The sequence below is a fragment of the Burkholderia sp. HI2761 genome (assembly GCF_002223355.1).
Lineage (GTDB): Bacteria > Pseudomonadota > Gammaproteobacteria > Burkholderiales > Burkholderiaceae > Burkholderia.
The window spans coordinates 666,795-682,998 of sequence record NZ_NKFN01000004.1; the positions used below are offsets into that span (position 1 = coordinate 666,795).

The 16,204-nt window shown below is 66.6% G+C and carries 11 protein-coding genes; 2 read left to right on the forward strand and 9 right to left on the reverse strand.

Going from position 1 to position 16,204, the window contains the following annotated elements:
• Positions 1 to 29: 29 nt before the first annotated feature.
• From CFB46_RS09840 to CFB46_RS09880, 9 genes are all read right to left on the reverse strand, one after another.
• Positions 30 to 3,338 carry an efflux RND transporter permease subunit gene (locus CFB46_RS09840; RefSeq protein WP_027783994.1) on the reverse strand — a complete coding sequence of 1,103 codons (3,309 nt, stop codon included), beginning with the start codon at positions 3,336 to 3,338 and terminating at the stop codon, positions 30 to 32.
• 83 nt (positions 3,339 to 3,421) lie between these two features.
• Positions 3,422 to 6,535 carry an MdtB/MuxB family multidrug efflux RND transporter permease subunit gene (locus CFB46_RS09845; protein ID WP_027783995.1) on the reverse strand — a complete coding sequence of 1,038 codons (3,114 nt, stop codon included), beginning with the start codon at positions 6,533 to 6,535 and terminating at the stop codon, positions 3,422 to 3,424.
• Between the two features lie 15 nt (positions 6,536 to 6,550).
• Entirely contained in the window at positions 6,551 to 7,933 is a 1,383-nt protein-coding gene (locus CFB46_RS09850) for an MdtA/MuxA family multidrug efflux RND transporter periplasmic adaptor subunit (protein ID WP_089499867.1), read from the reverse strand.
• Positions 7,934 to 8,188: 255 nt separating this feature from the next.
• Positions 8,189 to 9,013: an IclR family transcriptional regulator gene (locus CFB46_RS09855; protein WP_089499868.1), complete on the reverse strand. Its 825-nt coding sequence runs from the start codon at positions 9,011 to 9,013 to the stop codon at positions 8,189 to 8,191.
• 662 nt (positions 9,014 to 9,675) lie between these two features.
• Complete coding sequence (locus CFB46_RS09860; protein ID WP_089499869.1) at positions 9,676 to 10,053, reverse strand: hypothetical protein; 378 nt, start codon at positions 10,051 to 10,053, stop codon at positions 9,676 to 9,678.
• A 47-nt stretch (positions 10,054 to 10,100) separates the two neighbouring features.
• The gene (locus CFB46_RS35180; RefSeq protein WP_143751604.1) at positions 10,101 to 10,457 is read right to left on the reverse strand and encodes a hypothetical protein; all 357 of its coding nucleotides are present in this window, start codon (positions 10,455 to 10,457) and stop codon (positions 10,101 to 10,103) included.
• A 536-nt stretch (positions 10,458 to 10,993) separates the two neighbouring features.
• Positions 10,994 to 12,958: a PhoX family protein gene (locus CFB46_RS09870; RefSeq protein ID WP_089499871.1), complete on the reverse strand. Its 1,965-nt coding sequence runs from the start codon at positions 12,956 to 12,958 to the stop codon at positions 10,994 to 10,996.
• A 192-nt stretch (positions 12,959 to 13,150) separates the two neighbouring features.
• Positions 13,151 to 14,344: an ammonium transporter gene (locus CFB46_RS09875; protein WP_089499872.1), complete on the reverse strand. Its 1,194-nt coding sequence runs from the start codon at positions 14,342 to 14,344 to the stop codon at positions 13,151 to 13,153.
• A gap of 254 nt (positions 14,345 to 14,598) precedes the next feature.
• Entirely contained in the window at positions 14,599 to 14,934 is a 336-nt protein-coding gene (locus tag CFB46_RS09880; RefSeq protein WP_089500382.1) for a hypothetical protein, read from the reverse strand.
• Between the two features lie 195 nt (positions 14,935 to 15,129).
• On the opposite strand from CFB46_RS09880, the gene CFB46_RS09885 reads away from it, so the two are divergent.
• Both CFB46_RS09885 and CFB46_RS09890 read left to right on the forward strand, forming a co-directional pair.
• Entirely contained in the window at positions 15,130 to 15,558 is a 429-nt protein-coding gene (locus CFB46_RS09885) for a hypothetical protein (protein ID WP_089499873.1), read from the forward strand.
• Between the two features lie 90 nt (positions 15,559 to 15,648).
• Positions 15,649 to 16,104 (forward strand): Rrf2 family transcriptional regulator, encoded by a 456-nt coding sequence (locus CFB46_RS09890; RefSeq protein ID WP_027784002.1) that lies wholly within the window; start codon positions 15,649 to 15,651, stop codon positions 16,102 to 16,104.
• The last annotated feature ends 100 nt before the right edge of the window (positions 16,105 to 16,204 follow it).

Genomic DNA, 16,204 nt, shown 5'->3' on the forward strand with positions numbered 1-16,204 from the left:
AGCGGCCGCCTGACCGGCGGCCGCTGCCATCACTCCCCGGCGACCGCTGGCCCGCCGGTATTGCCGCGGCGGTTGCGGCGCTTCTCGGTCCACACGCGCAGCCGGTCCATGTACAGGTAGACGACCGGCGTCGTATAGAGCGTCAGCACCTGCGACACGATCAGGCCGCCGGCGATCGCGATCCCGAGCGGCGCGCGCAGCTCGGCGCCGTCGCCGCTGCCGAACGCGAGCGGCAGCGCGCCGAGCAGCGCCGCCATCGTCGTCATCATGATCGGCCGGAAGCGCAGCAGGCACGCCTCGTGGATCGCGTCGAACGACGACTTCCCGTTGTTGCGCGTCTGGTCGATCGCGAAGTCGACCATCATGATCGCGTTCTTCTTCACGATGCCGATCAGCAGGATCACGCCGATCAGCGCGATGATGCTGAACTCGGTCTTGAACAGCAGCAGCGCGAGCAGCGCGCCGACGCCGGCCGACGGCAGCGTCGACAGGATCGTGATCGGATGGATGTAGCTCTCGTACAGGATCCCGAGCACGATGTAGACGGCCAGGAGCGCCGCGAGGATCAGGATCGGCTGATCGTTCATCGACTGCTGGAACGCCTGCGCGGTGCCCTGGAAGCTGCCGACGATCGTCGGCGGGACCCCGATCTGCGCCATCGTCTGATAGATCACCTGCGTCGCCTGCGACAGCGACACGCCCGGCGGCAGGTTGAACGAGATCGTCGTCGCGACGAACAGCCCCTGGTGGTTGACCGACAGCGGCGTCGTGCTCGGCCCGAACGTCGCGACCGCCGACAGCGGGATCATCGTCGACTTCGACGTCGACACCGACGCGCCCGACGACGCGCTCGACTTGCCGCTCGCCGCGATCGAGTTGAGCGCCTGGTTGCGCGCGGAATCGGACGCGATCGCCGCGGCGCTCTGCGTGGCCGTGCCGGCGCTCGACGTGCCGGCCGCGGTCGCGACGAAGGTGCCGGCGGCCGCGTTGGTGGTCTGCGATCCGTTCGCGCTGCCGCCGGACGTGCTGATCCACACCTGGTTCAGCATCTCCGGGCTCTGCCAGTACTTCGGCGCGACTTCCATTACGACGTGGTACTGGTTCAGCGGGTTGTAGATCGTCGAGACCTGGCGCTGGCCGAACGCGTCGTACAGCGTGTTGTCGATCTGCGCGGGCTTGATGCCGAATCGCGCGGCCGTCGCGCGGTCGATCGTCACCATGGCCTCCATGCCGCCTTGCTGCTGGTCGGAGTTCACGTCGGTCAGCTCGGAGCGCTTCTGCAGCGCCTCGGTCAGGATCGGCCCCCACTTGTACAGGTCGGCGCTCGAATCGCCGAGCAGCGTGAACTGGTACTGCGCGTTGCTCTGCCGGCCGCCCACGCGAATGTCCTGCGCGGCCTGCAGGAACGTGGTCGCGCCTGCCACGTCCGCCAGCCGCGGGCGCAGCTGCTGGATCACCTGGTCGGCCGACAGCTTGCGTTCGGTGCGGTCCTTCAGCGTGACGAACATGAAGCCGGAGTTGGTCTGCGTGCCGCCGGTGAAGCCCGCGACGCTCTTCACGTTGGGGTTGGCCTGCACGATCCGCATCATCTCGGAGAACTTCAGCTTCATCGCCTGGAACGACGTGGACTGGTCGGCCCGAATGCCGCCGATCATCAGCCCGGTGTCCTGCTGCGGGAAGAAGCCCTTCGGCACGACGACGTACAGGTAGACGTTCAGCGCAATCGTCGCGAACAGCGTCAGCAGGATCAGCAGCGGCCGGCGCAGCGCCCACGACAGCGAGCGCTCGTAGCCGCGCTGCATGCGCGCGAAGCCGCGTTCGAGGAAGCGCCCGAAGCGGCCCTCGTCGTGCGGGTCGTGCTTGTCGGGCAGCAGGCGCGCGCACATCATCGGCGTGACCGTGAGCGACACCGCGAGCGACACGGCGATCGCGAGCGACAGCGTCAGCGCGAACTCGCGGAACAGGCGCCCGACGATCCCGCCCATCAGCAGGATCGGCAGGAATACCGCGACGAGCGAGATGCTCATCGACAGCACCGTGAAGCCGACTTCGCGCGCGCCGTCGAACGCGGCCTGCATCCGCGACTTGCCGTTCTCGATGTGCCGCGAGATGTTCTCGAGCACGACGATCGCGTCGTCGACGACGAAGCCGGTCGCGACGATCAGCGCCATCAGCGACAGGTTGTCGATCGAGAAGCCGAGCAGGTACATCGCGCCGAACGTGCCGATGATCGAGATCGGCACCGCGACGCTCGGGATCAGCGTCGCGCGCCAGTTGCGCAGGAACAGGAACACGACCATCACGACGAGGCTGATCGCGATCAGCAGCGTGTGTTCGGTGTCCTTCAGCGACGCGCGGATGGTGGTCGAGCGGTCGAGCACCGGCGTGACCGTGATGTCGGCCGGCAGCGACGCGGTGAGCTGCGGCAGCGCCGCGCGCACGCGATCGAGCGTCTCGATGATGTTCGCGCCGGGCGAGCGATAGAGGATCACGAGCACCGCGCGCTTGCCGTTCGACAGGCCGAGGTTGCGCAGATCCTCGACCGAATCGACGACGTCGGACAGATCGGACAGCCGCACGGCCGAGCCGTTGCGGTAGGCGACGACGAGGTCGCGGTATTGCGACGCCTGCGACGCCTGGTCGTTCGTATAGAGCTGGAAGCGCTGCGGGCCGAACTCGATCGCGCCCTTCGGCGCGTTGGCGTTCGCGGAAGCCAGCGCCGCGCGCACGTCCTCGAGGCCGATCCCGTAGTGAAACAGCGACTGCGGTTCGAGCTCGACGCGCACGGCCGGGTTCGCGGAGCCGCTCACGGTGACCTGGCCGATCCCGTCGATCTGCGACAGCGACTGCTGCAGCACCGTCGACGCGGAGTCGTACACCTTTGCCGGCGACGCCGTCTCCGAGGTCAGCGACACGACCATGATCGGCGAATCGGCCGGGTTGACCTTGCGGTAGGTCGGATTGCTCTTCAGCGCGGCGGGCAGGTCGGCGCGCGCCGCGTTGATCGCGGCCTGCACGTCGCGCGCGGCGCCGTCGATGTCGCGGTTCAGGCCGAACTGCAGGATGATCCGCGCGTTGCCGACCGTGCTCGTCGACGTCATTTCGGAGACGTCCGCGATCGATCCGAGGTGCCGTTCGAGCGGGCTCGTCACGCTGGTCGCGACCGTTTCCGGGCTGGCGCCCGGCAGCGACGCCTGCACCGAGATCGTCGGGAAGTCGACCTGCGGCAGCGGCGACACCGGCAGCTTGATGAACGCGAACAGGCCCGCGAGCGCGACCCCGAGCGCGAGCAGCGTCGTCGCGACGGGGCGGGTGATGAAGGGGCGCGACAGGTTCATGTCGGCACTCGCTGGGCCGCCCCAAGGGTGCCGACCGCCCCCTTGGGGGGCAGCGAACGAAGTGAGCGTGGGGGTCGTTTCATTTACGCATCCGTGCGCGTGCCGGCATCGGGGCCGCGGCGTTCGAACCAGCCGCGCACGCGGCGCGCGAGCGAGTCGAAGCCGAGGTAGATCACGGGCGTCGTGAACAGCGTCAGCACCTGCGACACGATCAGGCCGCCGGCGATCGCGATCCCGAGCGGCTGGCGCAGCTCGGAGCCCGCGCCGGCGCCGACGATCAGCGGCACCGCGCCGAGCAGCGCGGCGAGCGTCGTCATCAGGATCGGCCGGAAGCGCAGCAGGCACGCCTGGTAGATCGCCTCGCGCGGCGGCTTGCCTTCGACGCGTTCGGCCTCGAGCGCGAAGTCGATCATCATGATCGCGTTCTTCTTCACGATGCCGATCAGCAGCACGATGCCGATGATCCCGATGATGTCGAGGTCGTGCCCGGTGATCATCAGCGCGAGCAGCGCGCCGACGCCGGCCGACGGCAGCGTCGACAGGATCGTGATCGGATGGATGTAGCTCTCGTACAGCACGCCGAGCACGATGTACATCGTGACGACCGCCGCGAGGATCAGGAACAGCTGGTTCGACAGCGACGCCTGGAACGCGAGCGCCGCGCCCTGGAAGCGCGTCTGGAACGAGCCGGGCAGGCCGATGTCCTTCTCGGCGGCCTCGATCGCCTTGACCGCTTCGCCGAGCGACGCACCCGGCGCGAGGTTGAACGAGATCGTCGTCGAGGGGAACTGCGACAGGTGCGCGACCAGCAGCGGCGACGGCCGCTCGTGGAACGACGCGATCGACGCCAGCGGCACCTGGCCGCCGCCGGCCGACGGCAGGTAGATGTCGTTCAGCGATTGCGCGTAGTGCTGCTCCTTCGGCTCCGACTCGAGAATCACGCGGTACTGGTTCGACTGCGTGAAGATCGTCGACACGATGCGCTGGCCGAACGCGTCGTACAGCGCGTTGTCGACGGTCGCCGGCGTGATGCCGAAGCGCGCGGCGCTCGGGCGGTCGATCTCGATGTACACCGACTGCCCGTTGCTCTGCAGGTCGGTCGCGACGTCGGCGAGCGACGGCTCCTGCTGCAGCCGCGCGACGAGTTTCGGCACCCAGGTCGCGAATTCGCCGGCGTTCGGGCTCGTCAGCATGAACTGGTACTGCGTCGGGCTGACCGTCGAGTCGATCGTCAGATCCTGCACCGGCTGCATGAACAGCGAAATGCCGGTGATGTTCGCGACGCGCTGCTGCAGGTCGCGGATGATCTGCGCGGCGGTTTCGGTGCGTTGGTCGCGTGCCTTCAGGTTGATCAGCATCCGGCCGCTGTTCAGCGTGATGTTGCTGCCGTCGACGCCGATGAACGACGTGAGGCTGTCGACGTTCGGATCCTTCAGGATCTCGGCCGCGAGCGCCTGCTGGCGTTCGGCCATCGCACCGTACGAGATCGACTGCGGCGCCTGCGTGATCGCCTGGATCACGCCGGTGTCCTGCGCGGGGAAGAAACCCTTCGGTACGTACACGTAGAGCAGGGCGGTCAGCCCGAGCGTCAGCAGCGCGACGACGAGCGTCGAGCGCTGGCGGTTCAGCACCCATTCGAGCGCGACCGCGTAGCGCGCGATCACCCAGTCGATCGACCGGTGCACGCGCGCCTCGAAGCGATGGCTCTCCGGCGGCGGCGAATGGCGCAGCAGCTTCGCGCACATCATCGGCACGAGCGTGAGCGACACGATCGCCGAGATCACGATCGTCACCGCCAGCGTGATCGCGAATTCATGGAACAGCCGGCCGACCACGTCGCCCATGAACAGCAGCGGGATCAGTACCGCGATCAGCGAGACCGTCAGCGAGATGATCGTGAAGCCGATCTGCCGCGAGCCCTTCAGCGCGGCCTCGAGCCCCGATTCGCCTTCCTCGACGTAGCGCGAGATGTTCTCGATCATCACGATCGCATCGTCGACGACGAAGCCGGTCGCGATGGTGAGTGCCATCAGCGACAGGTTGTTCAGCGAGAAGCCGGCCATGTACATCACCGCGAGCGTGCCGATCAGCGACAGCGGCACCGACAGGCTCGGGATGATCGTCGCGTAGACGTTCGCGAGGAACAGGTACATCACCAGCACGACGAGCCCGACCGCGAGCAGCAGCTCGAACTGCACGTCGCGCACGGCCGCGCGGATCATCGTCGTGCGATCGGTGACGATCTCGACGTCGAGCGCGGCCGGCAGCGTTTCCTGCAGCTTCGGCAACTGCGCCTTGATCGCGTCGACGGTCGCGATCACGTTCGCGCCCGGCTGGCGCTGCACGTTCAGGATGATCGCGGGGTCCGAATTCACCCACGCGCCGAGCTTGGTGTTCTCCGAGCCGGCGACGACCGTCGCGACGTCGGTCAGCATCACCGGGCGGCCGCTCTTGTACGCGACGACCGCGCTGTTGTACTGGTCGGCGCTCGTCAGCTGATCGTTCGCGTTGATCGTGTACGCGCGCGTCGGGCCGTCGAAGTTGCCCTTCGGCGTGTTGACGTTCAGGTTCGAGATCGTCGTGCGCAGATCGTCGAGGTTCATCCCGTACTTCGCGAGCGCGGTCGGGTTCGCCTGGATCCGCACGGCCGGCCGGTTGCCGCCCGACAGACTGACGAGGCCGACGCCGGCGATCTGCGAGATCTTCATCGCGAGGCGCGTGTCGGCCAGGTCCTGCACCTGCGTGAGCGGCAGCGTCTTCGACTTGACGGCGAGCGTCAGCACCGGCGCATCGGCCGGGTTCACCTTCGCGTAGATCGGCGGGGCAGGCAGGTCGGACGGCAGCAGGTTGCCGGCCGCGTTGATCGCGGCCTGCACTTCCTGTTCGGCGATGTCGAGCGGCAGGTCGAGCGAGAACTGCAGCGTGATCACCGACGCGCCGGCCGAGCTTTGCGACGACATCTGGTTCAGCGACGGCATCTGCCCGAACTGGCGTTCGAGCGGCGCGGTGACCGACGACGTCATCACTTCCGGGCTCGCGCCCGGGTAGAAGGTCTGGACCTGGATCGTCGGGTAGTCGACCTCGGGCAGCGCGGCGAGCGGCAGGAACCGCAGCGCGACGAGACCGGCCAGCATGATCGCCGCCATCAGGAGAGCGGTGCCGACCGGCCGGAGAATGAAGAGGCGGGATGGATTCATCGAGCGGCCCGGGCGTTACTGGGCCGCGGGGGTCGCTGCCTGCGACGCGCCGAGCTTGTGTCCGCCGCGATGACCGCCGGCACCCGACGCGCCCGAGGCACCCGCCGCGCCCGACGCCGCACCAGCGCCGTGCGCGCCCGACGCGCCTTTCGGCTTGTCGGCCGGAATCGAGATCTTCGAGCCTTCGCGCAGGCGATCCGAGCCGTCGGTCACCACGCGCTCGCCGAGCGCGACGCCGCTGACGATGCTCGTGCGTTCGCCGTCGACCGGGCCGATCGTGACCTTGCGCACCGTCACGGTGTTGTCGGGTTTCACGACGTAGACGAACTGGCCGATCGAGCCCGTCAGCACGGCGGAGGTCGGCACGATCGTCGCGTTGCGCATCACGTCGACGAGCAGCCGCGTGTTCACGAACTGATTCGGGAACAGCATGCCTTCCTTGTTATCGAAGCTCGCGCGCAGCTTGACCGTGCCGGTGCTCGTGTCGATCTGGTTGTCGAACGTGGCGAGCGAGCCCGTCTCGAGCGGCACCGTGTTGTTGCGGTTGTAGGCGGTGACCGACAGCTTCTGGCCCGCGTTCACCTGCTTGAGGATCTGCGGCAGGTTGTCTTCCGACGTCGTGAAGATCACGCTCATCGGCTGCAACTGCGTGATCACGACGAGGCCGTTGGCGTCGCCCGGCGTCACGTAGTTGCCCGGGTCGACCTGGCGCAGGCCGACGCGGCCGGAGACCGGCGCCGTGATGCGCGCATACGTGAGATTGAGTTTCGCGGAATCGATCGCGGCCTGGTCGGTCTTCACCGCGCCTTCGTACTGCTTGACGAGCGACGCCTGCGTATCGACGGTTTGCGACGCGATCGAGTCCTGCGACAGCAGCGTCTGGTAGCGCTTCAGGTCGAGACGGGCCGTCGCGAGCAGCGCCGCATCGCGGGCATGCGTGCCTTCGGCGTTCTCGAGAGCAACCTGGTACGGGCGCGGGTCGATCTGGGCGAGCACGTCGCCCTTCCTGACGATCTGGCCTTCCTGGAACGACACCGACTGCAGGTAGCCCGACAACTGCGTCTTCACCGTCACGTTCGCGAGCGGCGTGACGGTGCCGAGGGCGGATAGCACGATCGGCATCTCGCCCTGCGTCGCGGTGGCGACCTGCACCGGCTGCGGCACGTTGGCCATCGCAGCAGGGCCGCCGCGGCCGCGGTGGCTGCCCGCAGCGGCGCTGGCACCCGCGCTTTTCGCCGTGCTGCCTGCCGCCGGCGTGCGGTTCCACGGGTGCCACCACAACAGGCCGCCGATGACGACGACCGCGACGGTCCCGATCAGCAGCGTGCGGCGCGGGCGCCGTGCGACGGTGGGTGCGGGGTCTTTCGAAGGGGGCGTGGGCTTTTGTTCGTTATCCATCGTGTTCTGTCAGGAAGACGGCGCGGCGGGCCGGAAATCGGGCTGCTCGGCTGCGCGTGGGCGTGCGGGTGACGCGACGGGGCGGCCCGGCTCGGTCCGGGGCCCCGCCGATCCACGCGGGAAAAGAGCGGTGCGCACCGCGAATGCGGCGCGACGATGGGCATGATCCTACGTGCCGTCCCCGTTACAGTCCAGCGATCTATCTTTCAACGGGTTACGGTCGTTACACAACGCGACACGGCGATGACGAAACGATTACAGCCCGACGCGCCGGGCCGGCGCGCCGCCGATTTCGCGGGTGATTTTCTTGATGCATTCCTGCAGCGCGGGCACTACATGTTCCTGCAACCATTCGGGCGGACACTGGTGCGACGCGCCGCCGCAATTCACCGAATAGCGCTGGCCCGACGGGCCGACGAAACCGGCCGCGACCGCGTTCAGGCCTTCGCGCCATTCGCCGATCGCGATCGCGTGGCCGTCGCGCATCGCTTCGTCGAGCGCGGGCGTCAGGCGCGCGGACACGTGCGGCCAGTCGTCGCCGGCGGTGGTGCGCAGCGACTCGAGCAACTGGCGGCGCTCGTCGTCCTCGAGCGCGGCGAGATACGCGCGACCCACGGCGGTACGTGCGATGTCCATCCGCGAGCCGATTTCGAGGCGCGTGACGAGCACGGCCGAGCGCGGGCGGATCACGTCGATCGCGACCATGTCGAGCCGGTCGCGCACCGCGAGGTGCACGGACAGCGACGTGCGTTCGGCCAGCTCGATCATGAACGGCCGGGAGCGCGCGCGGATGTCGAAGTTGCGCAGGAAGCCGTGGCTGAGTTCGAGTACCGACGCGGTCAGCACGAAGCGCTCGCTGTCGGGCAACTGGAACAGGAAGCCGGCGCTGACGAGCGTCGCGGTGATGCGCGAGACGGTCGGCTTCGGGATGCCGGTCAATTCGGTCAGTTCGCGGTTGCTGACGGGGGCGTCGGCAGCCGCGATGCGGCGCAGCACGGCGAGACCGCGGGCGAGGGCGGTGATCTCGTCGGGCGACGATTCACGGTCCCGCGACGCGGGAGAGGTTACAGTTGTCGACACGAGGGATTCTCTCTAATTCCGAAACTCGATTTCAATTTTGTTGGTATTGTAGGACTATTGTCAAAAGATGCATGTTCCGTGGGCGAACCGGTCATTGGATGAGATTTTACGGGTTCACCCTTGGTTTATTGGGAAAACGCTCAAATGAGCATGACCGGAAAGTGCATGAGCCGGTGCAAATACCGCTTGACTTGTCGGGCGGAAACGGAAAGAATGTCTCACGTTTTCGAAACATCGTTTCAAGAGTTTAACCGGCAACGATGTTTCGCGCAGTCTCTCAGGTTCTAGCACGGCCCTCGGAATGGCTAGAACTTTTTTAGCGCCACGGTCTCCGTGGCGCTTTTTTTTTGCACCCTGCATAAGGCACTCCCGCACCCCGCCATAGCTCGATTATGGCAAACGAAGCGACGCGCAGCTGCATGAGGGCAAACCGAGTGCAAGAGGGAAGACTGGATCACAAATCGCGAGCTGCTTTCGACACCGGAGGGAGCGCCCCATTTCCTTCGGTCCGTCGCTCGCAGTCCGCATGCTTGGTGATCCGGGAAGGTGGCGATCAAGCTGCCTGACCTCTCCGTCCCGATTCGTATGCCCGCCGTGATGTGTCAAAGCCGTATTATCGCTCGTCTGCTGCAGTGACCGTGCGAGCGTGCGACGCCATGCGCTCAGCGATGGCGGTCTTTGAATCGAATCTTGCGCAAGTAGTCGTAGCCGACTCTCCCGAGCATGATCGGAAGCGCGAAGGAACAGGTTGCTGCGCCGCCGTTGAGCTTCGAGATCAGGCCGATCGAGCAGGTGCCGATCGATATTGCAGACGCCGACACCAGCAACGCCCGCGAGTAGTAAGGGATGGCGTCGATGCGCTCTTGGTGCGCCCTCGAAAAATGGCAATACATGGCGACGCACGTCATTCCGACGACGCTGCCGAACATATAGTCTGCGACATAGTCTTCAGCGAAGAACCAGAACATGGCGACATGGACGAGCCATGCGGGGACGTTGGCAGCCAGATACGAGCGGTGAAAGGCGATGGACGAAAGCATGACTGTTTTCCCGATGCCGGACGACTCGGGGCCGTCCGGATTTCAAGTTAGCGGTACGAACCGACGGCGTCGGACAATCTCCACAAGTCCTCGAATTTCGCCCATCGAGGCAGCCCGTTCGGGAAAAGGAACGCCAGTCCATGCTCCTGGACGCCATTGAAAATGTAAGCGCCGGCCAGGCTGCCGGTGAGTCCGCCGTAGGTCAGACCGAATGCGCCGCCAATCAATGCACCCCCGAGCGTTCCAACTCCGGGAATCACCGACCCAACGGCCGCGCCGGCCGCGGCACCGACCTCCGCTCCGTATGCCTGACCGGCGATTTGCCCTGCAACGCCGCCTGCTACGGTGCCGGTCAGGCCGGCGCCGGATACGCGGTTGATTTCACTTTGAGTAAGTTCTTTCACTATCTGTACTCCTGTTCAAAGAAGAAGCAGAAATGCAAGCGGATGGCCATCCGATTTGCATCGTAATGCAAACGAGAATGGGTATCATTGTCATTTTTGGGGGTGAAGATCGTCCGACGGGCATTCCTCCACGGGGCTGGAGGCTGTAGTGACGGTTCAAAGCCTGAACGGATGTTGGAATGAAGCGTTCGTGTCACGAAAAGGGACGGAGGATGGCAGTGGGAAGCTGCGATTGACAGAACGTGAAAGAACGTTGCGGTCGCCCGTCCGATACGGTTGTCTATGCGATCTGTGCGCATCGCCGTAGCGACCCATGGCTGCAGGCCGAGGTTTCGAATAGGTGTGCCGCTCGTCATCCGGCACGGTTGTACACGCGGCGCATCGCAGCGCAAAAAAAAGCGCGACGCCCGCAACGGGCATCGCGCAGAAGGCGGCGTGGAGCGCCGACGAATGAACGGTGATGAAGAAAAGAAGCCTGGGCAAGGGCGCCCGGCCAGGCGCCCTGCAAGGAGCAACGCCCCCTCGCGCGCGGCCCGTCAGCCCTTCGCGAGCTTGATGCTGGTCTGCTCGGCCGTCAGGTAGCCGACGCTGGCGCCGAAGCGATCCTTGTAGTTCGCGCGCACGAGCGGGTCGAGCGTCGGCTTGACCTTGTCGTGCAGCGGCGATTCCCAATCGCCCGCATGCTGGAAGTTGCTCATGATGTACGTCCAGCCGTTGATCTCGTCGACGGCGTGCAGGCCCGTCGATTCGGCGCCGGCCGGGCACGACAGCACGCGCGCGAGCGACTTCGTGTCGACGTTGTAGGCCCACAGGAAGTTGTTCACGTGCATCCCCGAGTCTTCGCCGATGAACAGCGTGCGCAGCTTTTCGGAGAACTTCAGGTTGTCCGGGTTCGCGATCTTGTCCGGGTTCGCGAGGTTGCCGAGCGCGTCGGCCGCGGCGAGATCCTCGCCGACCAGCGCGGCCGGCGCGCCCATGTCGACCGGCACCCATTCGCTGTCGATCGCGCCGCCCGTCGTGTCGCGCTGGCCGGCCTTCAGGTTCAGCGCGTAGACGGCGCCCGCGGCGATCTTCTTGTCGACCGCGACGTCGCGCGACACCGCGTTGCCCTTGACCATCGACGTTTCGATCCGCGACATCGCCGTGTAGACGATCTTGTCCTTCGCGTTCACGGTCGTGCCTTCGAGCTTCGTGAACGCCATGCTGCCGCCGAGCAGCGCCGCGTAGCGGTGCGTCTCGAGGAACGCGGCCGCCTTTTCCATCCCCGGCTTCACGCGCATCCAGTTGAACTTGCCGCCGAAGTGGATCTTCGTGTAGCTCGCGTCATTCGGATCGGTGGTCACCAGGTCCATGATGTCCGATGCCTTCAGCGTGTTCGCGAGCGTTTCGATTTCGCTGCTGGTCGCGTGGCCGATCCTGATCCACGTGAGCGTCGCGGTGCCCGCGCCGGCCGACGACGTCTGCGTCCACTTCGCGACGTACAGCGTGCCGGCCGACAGGTCGGCCGCCTTGTCGGCGACGAACATGAACAGGCCGCCGTTGGTGGCGTCGTCGCCCATCATCACGGTGCGCTGGTCCGGCATCACCTGGATCAGCTCGTGCGAGATGCGACCGAGGCAGTAGTGCTTCTTCACGGTGCCGGTGCCGTCCGGGTTCACGGTGATCTCGGGCAGGTGGCCGTAGTGGTAGGGGTTCGCCTTCGTCTCGTCGCCGAACGTGTTCTTGCTGAACGCCTTGAACTGCGCGTCGGTCGCGACCTTCGTCGCATCCGGCTCGTATTCCTCGCTCGACAGGTGCGTGCCCCACGGCGACAGGCTCGCGCCGCAAGTGATCCACAGGCCGTGCGCCTTCGACGTATCGACGTTGTGGTACTTCACGACCTTCAGCGCGCCGGTGGCCGGGTCCTGGTCGAGCGTGAGCACGGCGATCGGCGACGGCAGCTGGCCGTACTGCGACGCGCTGGCCTGGTCGCGCGTCGCGTATTCGAACTGCACGACCGCGAACACCGCGTTGCCTTTCACGCCGGGCACGTTCGCGTTCTTCAGCGTCAGCAGCGAGCTGCCGTCCGGGCAGTCGGAATAGAACTGGCGCTCCTTGCCGGCCACCGAGCGGTCGACGATCGGCTGATTGTTGATGTCGTAGTAGCCGCCCGCGAGCGTCGTGCCGCCGTTGCCGTCCGGCACCATGTCGCCCGTCACGAAGAACGGCCGGTACGCGAGCTTGAAATTGCGCGACGAGCCGTCCGAGAATGACACCGACAGCGTCGAGCCGACCGTCGTCGTGGCCATCGCGGCCGCGTTGTCGAGCGTCGGCGCGGCCATCGCCGAGAATGCCGCCGACGTATAGGCGGCGGCGACCGGGGCCGGCGTCGACGCGGGATCGTCGTCGCCGCCGCAACCCGTCAGCAGGGCCGGCAGCGCGAGGCCGGAAAGGGGGAGCATCGGCGCGCCGGCGAGGATCTTCAGGGCCTGACGACGGGCAGCATTGGGCAACGCGGGCATGTGGAGTCCAGTTTCGGTTGTTGGAAGAATGGCCTTCGCGACACAGGCGAGCAGCAAGCTTCGCGAAGGCAAGTTGAAATCTGGACCGAAGTGTAGGGATGCTAGATGAAAGTTTTTTGAATTGAAAACGTAATGATGCGTCGGGCCTCCGTCAGGCGGCCCGCTGGATGCCCCTCGGATGCTCGCTCGCGCTCAATCGCGCTCGGGTGTGGCCGAGATGCGGTGGATCGACAGGTCGGCGCCGTCGAATTCGGCTTCGCGATCGAGACGCAGGCCCACGGTCGCCTTCAACGCGCCGTAGACGAGCGTGCCGCCCGCGGTCGCGATCGCGATGCCGCCGAGCGTGCCGACGAGCTGCGACAGGAACGACACGCCGCCGAGACCGCCGAGCGCGGGCAGCCCGAACACGCCGGCCGCGAGACCGCCGAGCGCGCCGCACATCCCGTGCAGCGGCCAGACGCCGAGCACATCGTCGATGCGCCAGCGGTTCTGCACGCAGGTGAACATCGCGACGAACAGCGCACCGGCCGCGGCGCCCGTGACGAGCGCGCCGATCGGGTGCATCACGTCGGAGCCCGCACATACCGCGACGAGGCCCGCGAGCGGTCCGTTGTAGGTGAAGCCCGGGTCGTTGCGGCCGGCCATCCACGCCGCGAGCGTGCCGCCGACCATCGCCATCAGCGAGTTCACCGCGACGAGGCCGCTGATCTTGTCGAGCGTCTGCGCGCTCATCACGTTGAAGCCGAACCAGCCGACCGCGAGCACCCATGCGCCGAGCGCGAGAAACGGGATGTTCGACGGCGGGTGCGCGGCGATCCGGCCGTCCTTCGCATAGCGGCCGTGGCGCGCGCCGAGCAGCAGCACGGCCGGCAGTGCGACCCAGCCGCCGAACGCATGCACGACGACCGAGCCCGCGAAGTCGTGGAACGGCGCACCGAACGCATGCGTGAGCCAGGCCTGCACGCCGAATCGTTCGTTCCAGGCGATCCCTTCGAAGAACGGATAGATGAAGCCGACGATGATCAGCGTCGCGACGAGCTGCGGGTTGAACTTCGCGCGCTCGGCGATGCCGCCGGACACGATCGCCGGGATCGCCGCCGCGAAGGTCAGCAGGAAGAAGAAGCGCACGAGCGCATAGCCGTTGTGCTGCGACAGCGTGCCGATGTCGTCGAAGAATTCGACGCCGTACGCGATCGTGTAGCCGATGAAGAAATACGCAAGCGTCGACACCGAGAAGTCGACCAGGATCTTCACGAGCGCGTTGACCTGGTTCTTCTTGCGGACCGTGCCGAGCTCGAGAAATGCAAAGCCCGCGTGCATCGCGAGCACCATGACGGCGCCGATCAACAGGAACAGTGTGTCGACGCCGGATTTCAGACCATCCATGCTCTAGCTTCCTTGCGCAAAAAACGGGCAAGGAATGCAAGTATCGAGCCAATCTGGTGAACGACTGCGTGGAATTGGTGCTCGGATACGGCGCGATGCGGCATTCCGGTGAATCGTGCACGGAACCAGGGCGTGACGGATGCCCATGGAGGACCATGCCCGACGCACGCGTGTGGTGCGTCGCGTGCCGAACCGGTGCGTGCGACGAATGAAGCGGTGCGCGGCGATACGTTGCCGTGCACCGATCTGGCGCGTCAGTGGCGCGCGAACAGCGCGGGGGGCCGGCGCAGCCGCAGCGCGCACGCCGACCAGTAGGCGGCGACGGTCGCGAGCCCGAGCGCAGCGACCGCGAGCGCCGCGAAGCCCGCGACGGACTGACCGTCGCCGTCGGTGCCAAGGATGCCTTGTGCGACGATCAGCGCGGCGGTCCAGAAACCGATCACGGCCTGCGTGAGCAGGCGCGCGCATGCGATGCGGCGCGGACGCCCGGATTCGGCGAGGCGGCGCGCCGACGGCGCGCGCAGGCACAGGAACAGGGTGGCGGCGAGCAGCGCGGCCAGGGCGATGAGCCAGTCGACGAGGAAAGCCATGACGAGGAAAAGGGGCACGGACGAAGCGAATTGCAGCGTGCCCACTTTAGAGGCGTGGCGCCTGCGATTGAATCAGACGAGTCCGAAATTGAAAGGGATTTTTAATGGTGGGTCGTCATTGAGCCTGTTCCACAGGCGGTATCATCGACACCGGTCCAACCACGAGGTCGCGCAACGCGCGACCGGAGATTGCTGATGAACATGAAGACATCGCGGGCGCGTCGCGTGCCCGGGTCCGTGCTGGCGGCGGTAGCCGCCGGTGCGCTGCTGTTGCTCGCGGGTTGCGAGAAGTCCGGCACGCCGGCCGCGCAACCCGATACGGCCGCGAGCGCGGCCGCCGATGCGGCGAACAATGCCGCCAAGGCGCTCGACCAGGTGGCGAGCACCGTCAATCAACAGATCAACGCGGCGAAGGCGGGCCTCGCATCCGCGGCGTCGGCCGTGCCGCCGTTGTCCGCAAGCGGCCTCGCGTCGGCCGCGCAGGCGCAGATCGATGCGGCGGCGTCCGCCGTCGTCGCGCATGCGGCTTCCGAAGCGGGCGCGAAGATCGCCGAAGCCGGCAAGAAACTCCAGCAGTGGAGCCAGCAGAACGCCTCGGGGGCGAAGCCCGCGAGCGGCGAATGACGCGGGCTTGCACGATCCTCAAAATGTAATTATGATGGTTACACATGTCGCCGGTTGCGGGTCGGGCCGGCGTCGCCGAGTGAGTCACGAATGAATACCAGCAGCCGGTTCGCGTTTGCCGTTCACGTGCTCGCCTTGCTGTCGATGCAGGAAGGCGTGCCGTTGTCGTCCGACATCATCGCGGGCAGCGTGAATACGAATCCGGCGCTGATTCGCCGGTTGTTGTCGATGCTGGCGGCAGCGGGGCTGACCACGTCGCAGCTCGGTGCGGGCGGCGGTGCGCTGCTGGCGCGCGAGCCTGCCGAGATCACGCTGCTCGACGTGTATCGCGCGGTCGACGATGCGCAACTGTTCGCGCTGCACCGCGAGGCGCCGAATCCGGCGTGTCTCGTCGGGCGGCACATCCAGGGCGTGCTGACCGGCTATATCGGCGACGCGCAGCGCGCGATGGAGGCTTCGCTTGCCACGCGCACGCTGGTCGACGTGACGGCCGACATGCTGGACCTGGAACAGCGCACGCAACGGGCGGCGCGCGCCGGCGGGTGATCGACGGCGGGCGACCGGCAGCGGGCGACCGGCAGCGGGCAGAGCAGGAAGCCGGGCGGCGCGCATGCGTGGCGATCGGCGCAACGGGGGCTTCGCCCCG

Coding starts and splice junctions, on each gene's coding strand:
- CFB46_RS09840 (WP_027783994.1), bottom strand. CDS start 3,338: ATGAACCTGTCGCGCCCCTTCATCACCCGCCCCGTCGCGACGACGCTG.
- CFB46_RS09845 (WP_027783995.1), bottom strand. CDS start 6,535: ATGAATCCATCCCGCCTCTTCATTCTCCGGCCGGTCGGCACCGCTCTC.
- CFB46_RS09850 (WP_089499867.1), bottom strand. CDS start 7,933: ATGGATAACGAACAAAAGCCCACGCCCCCTTCGAAAGACCCCGCACCC.
- CFB46_RS09860 (WP_089499869.1), bottom strand. CDS start 10,053: ATGCTTTCGTCCATCGCCTTTCACCGCTCGTATCTGGCTGCCAACGTC.
- CFB46_RS09870 (WP_089499871.1), bottom strand. CDS start 12,958: ATGCCCGCGTTGCCCAATGCTGCCCGTCGTCAGGCCCTGAAGATCCTC.
- CFB46_RS09875 (WP_089499872.1), bottom strand. CDS start 14,344: ATGGATGGTCTGAAATCCGGCGTCGACACACTGTTCCTGTTGATCGGC.
- CFB46_RS09880 (WP_089500382.1), bottom strand. CDS start 14,934: ATGGCTTTCCTCGTCGACTGGCTCATCGCCCTGGCCGCGCTGCTCGCC.
- CFB46_RS09885 (WP_089499873.1), top strand. CDS start 15,130: ATGAACATGAAGACATCGCGGGCGCGTCGCGTGCCCGGGTCCGTGCTG.
- CFB46_RS09890 (WP_027784002.1), top strand. CDS start 15,649: ATGAATACCAGCAGCCGGTTCGCGTTTGCCGTTCACGTGCTCGCCTTG.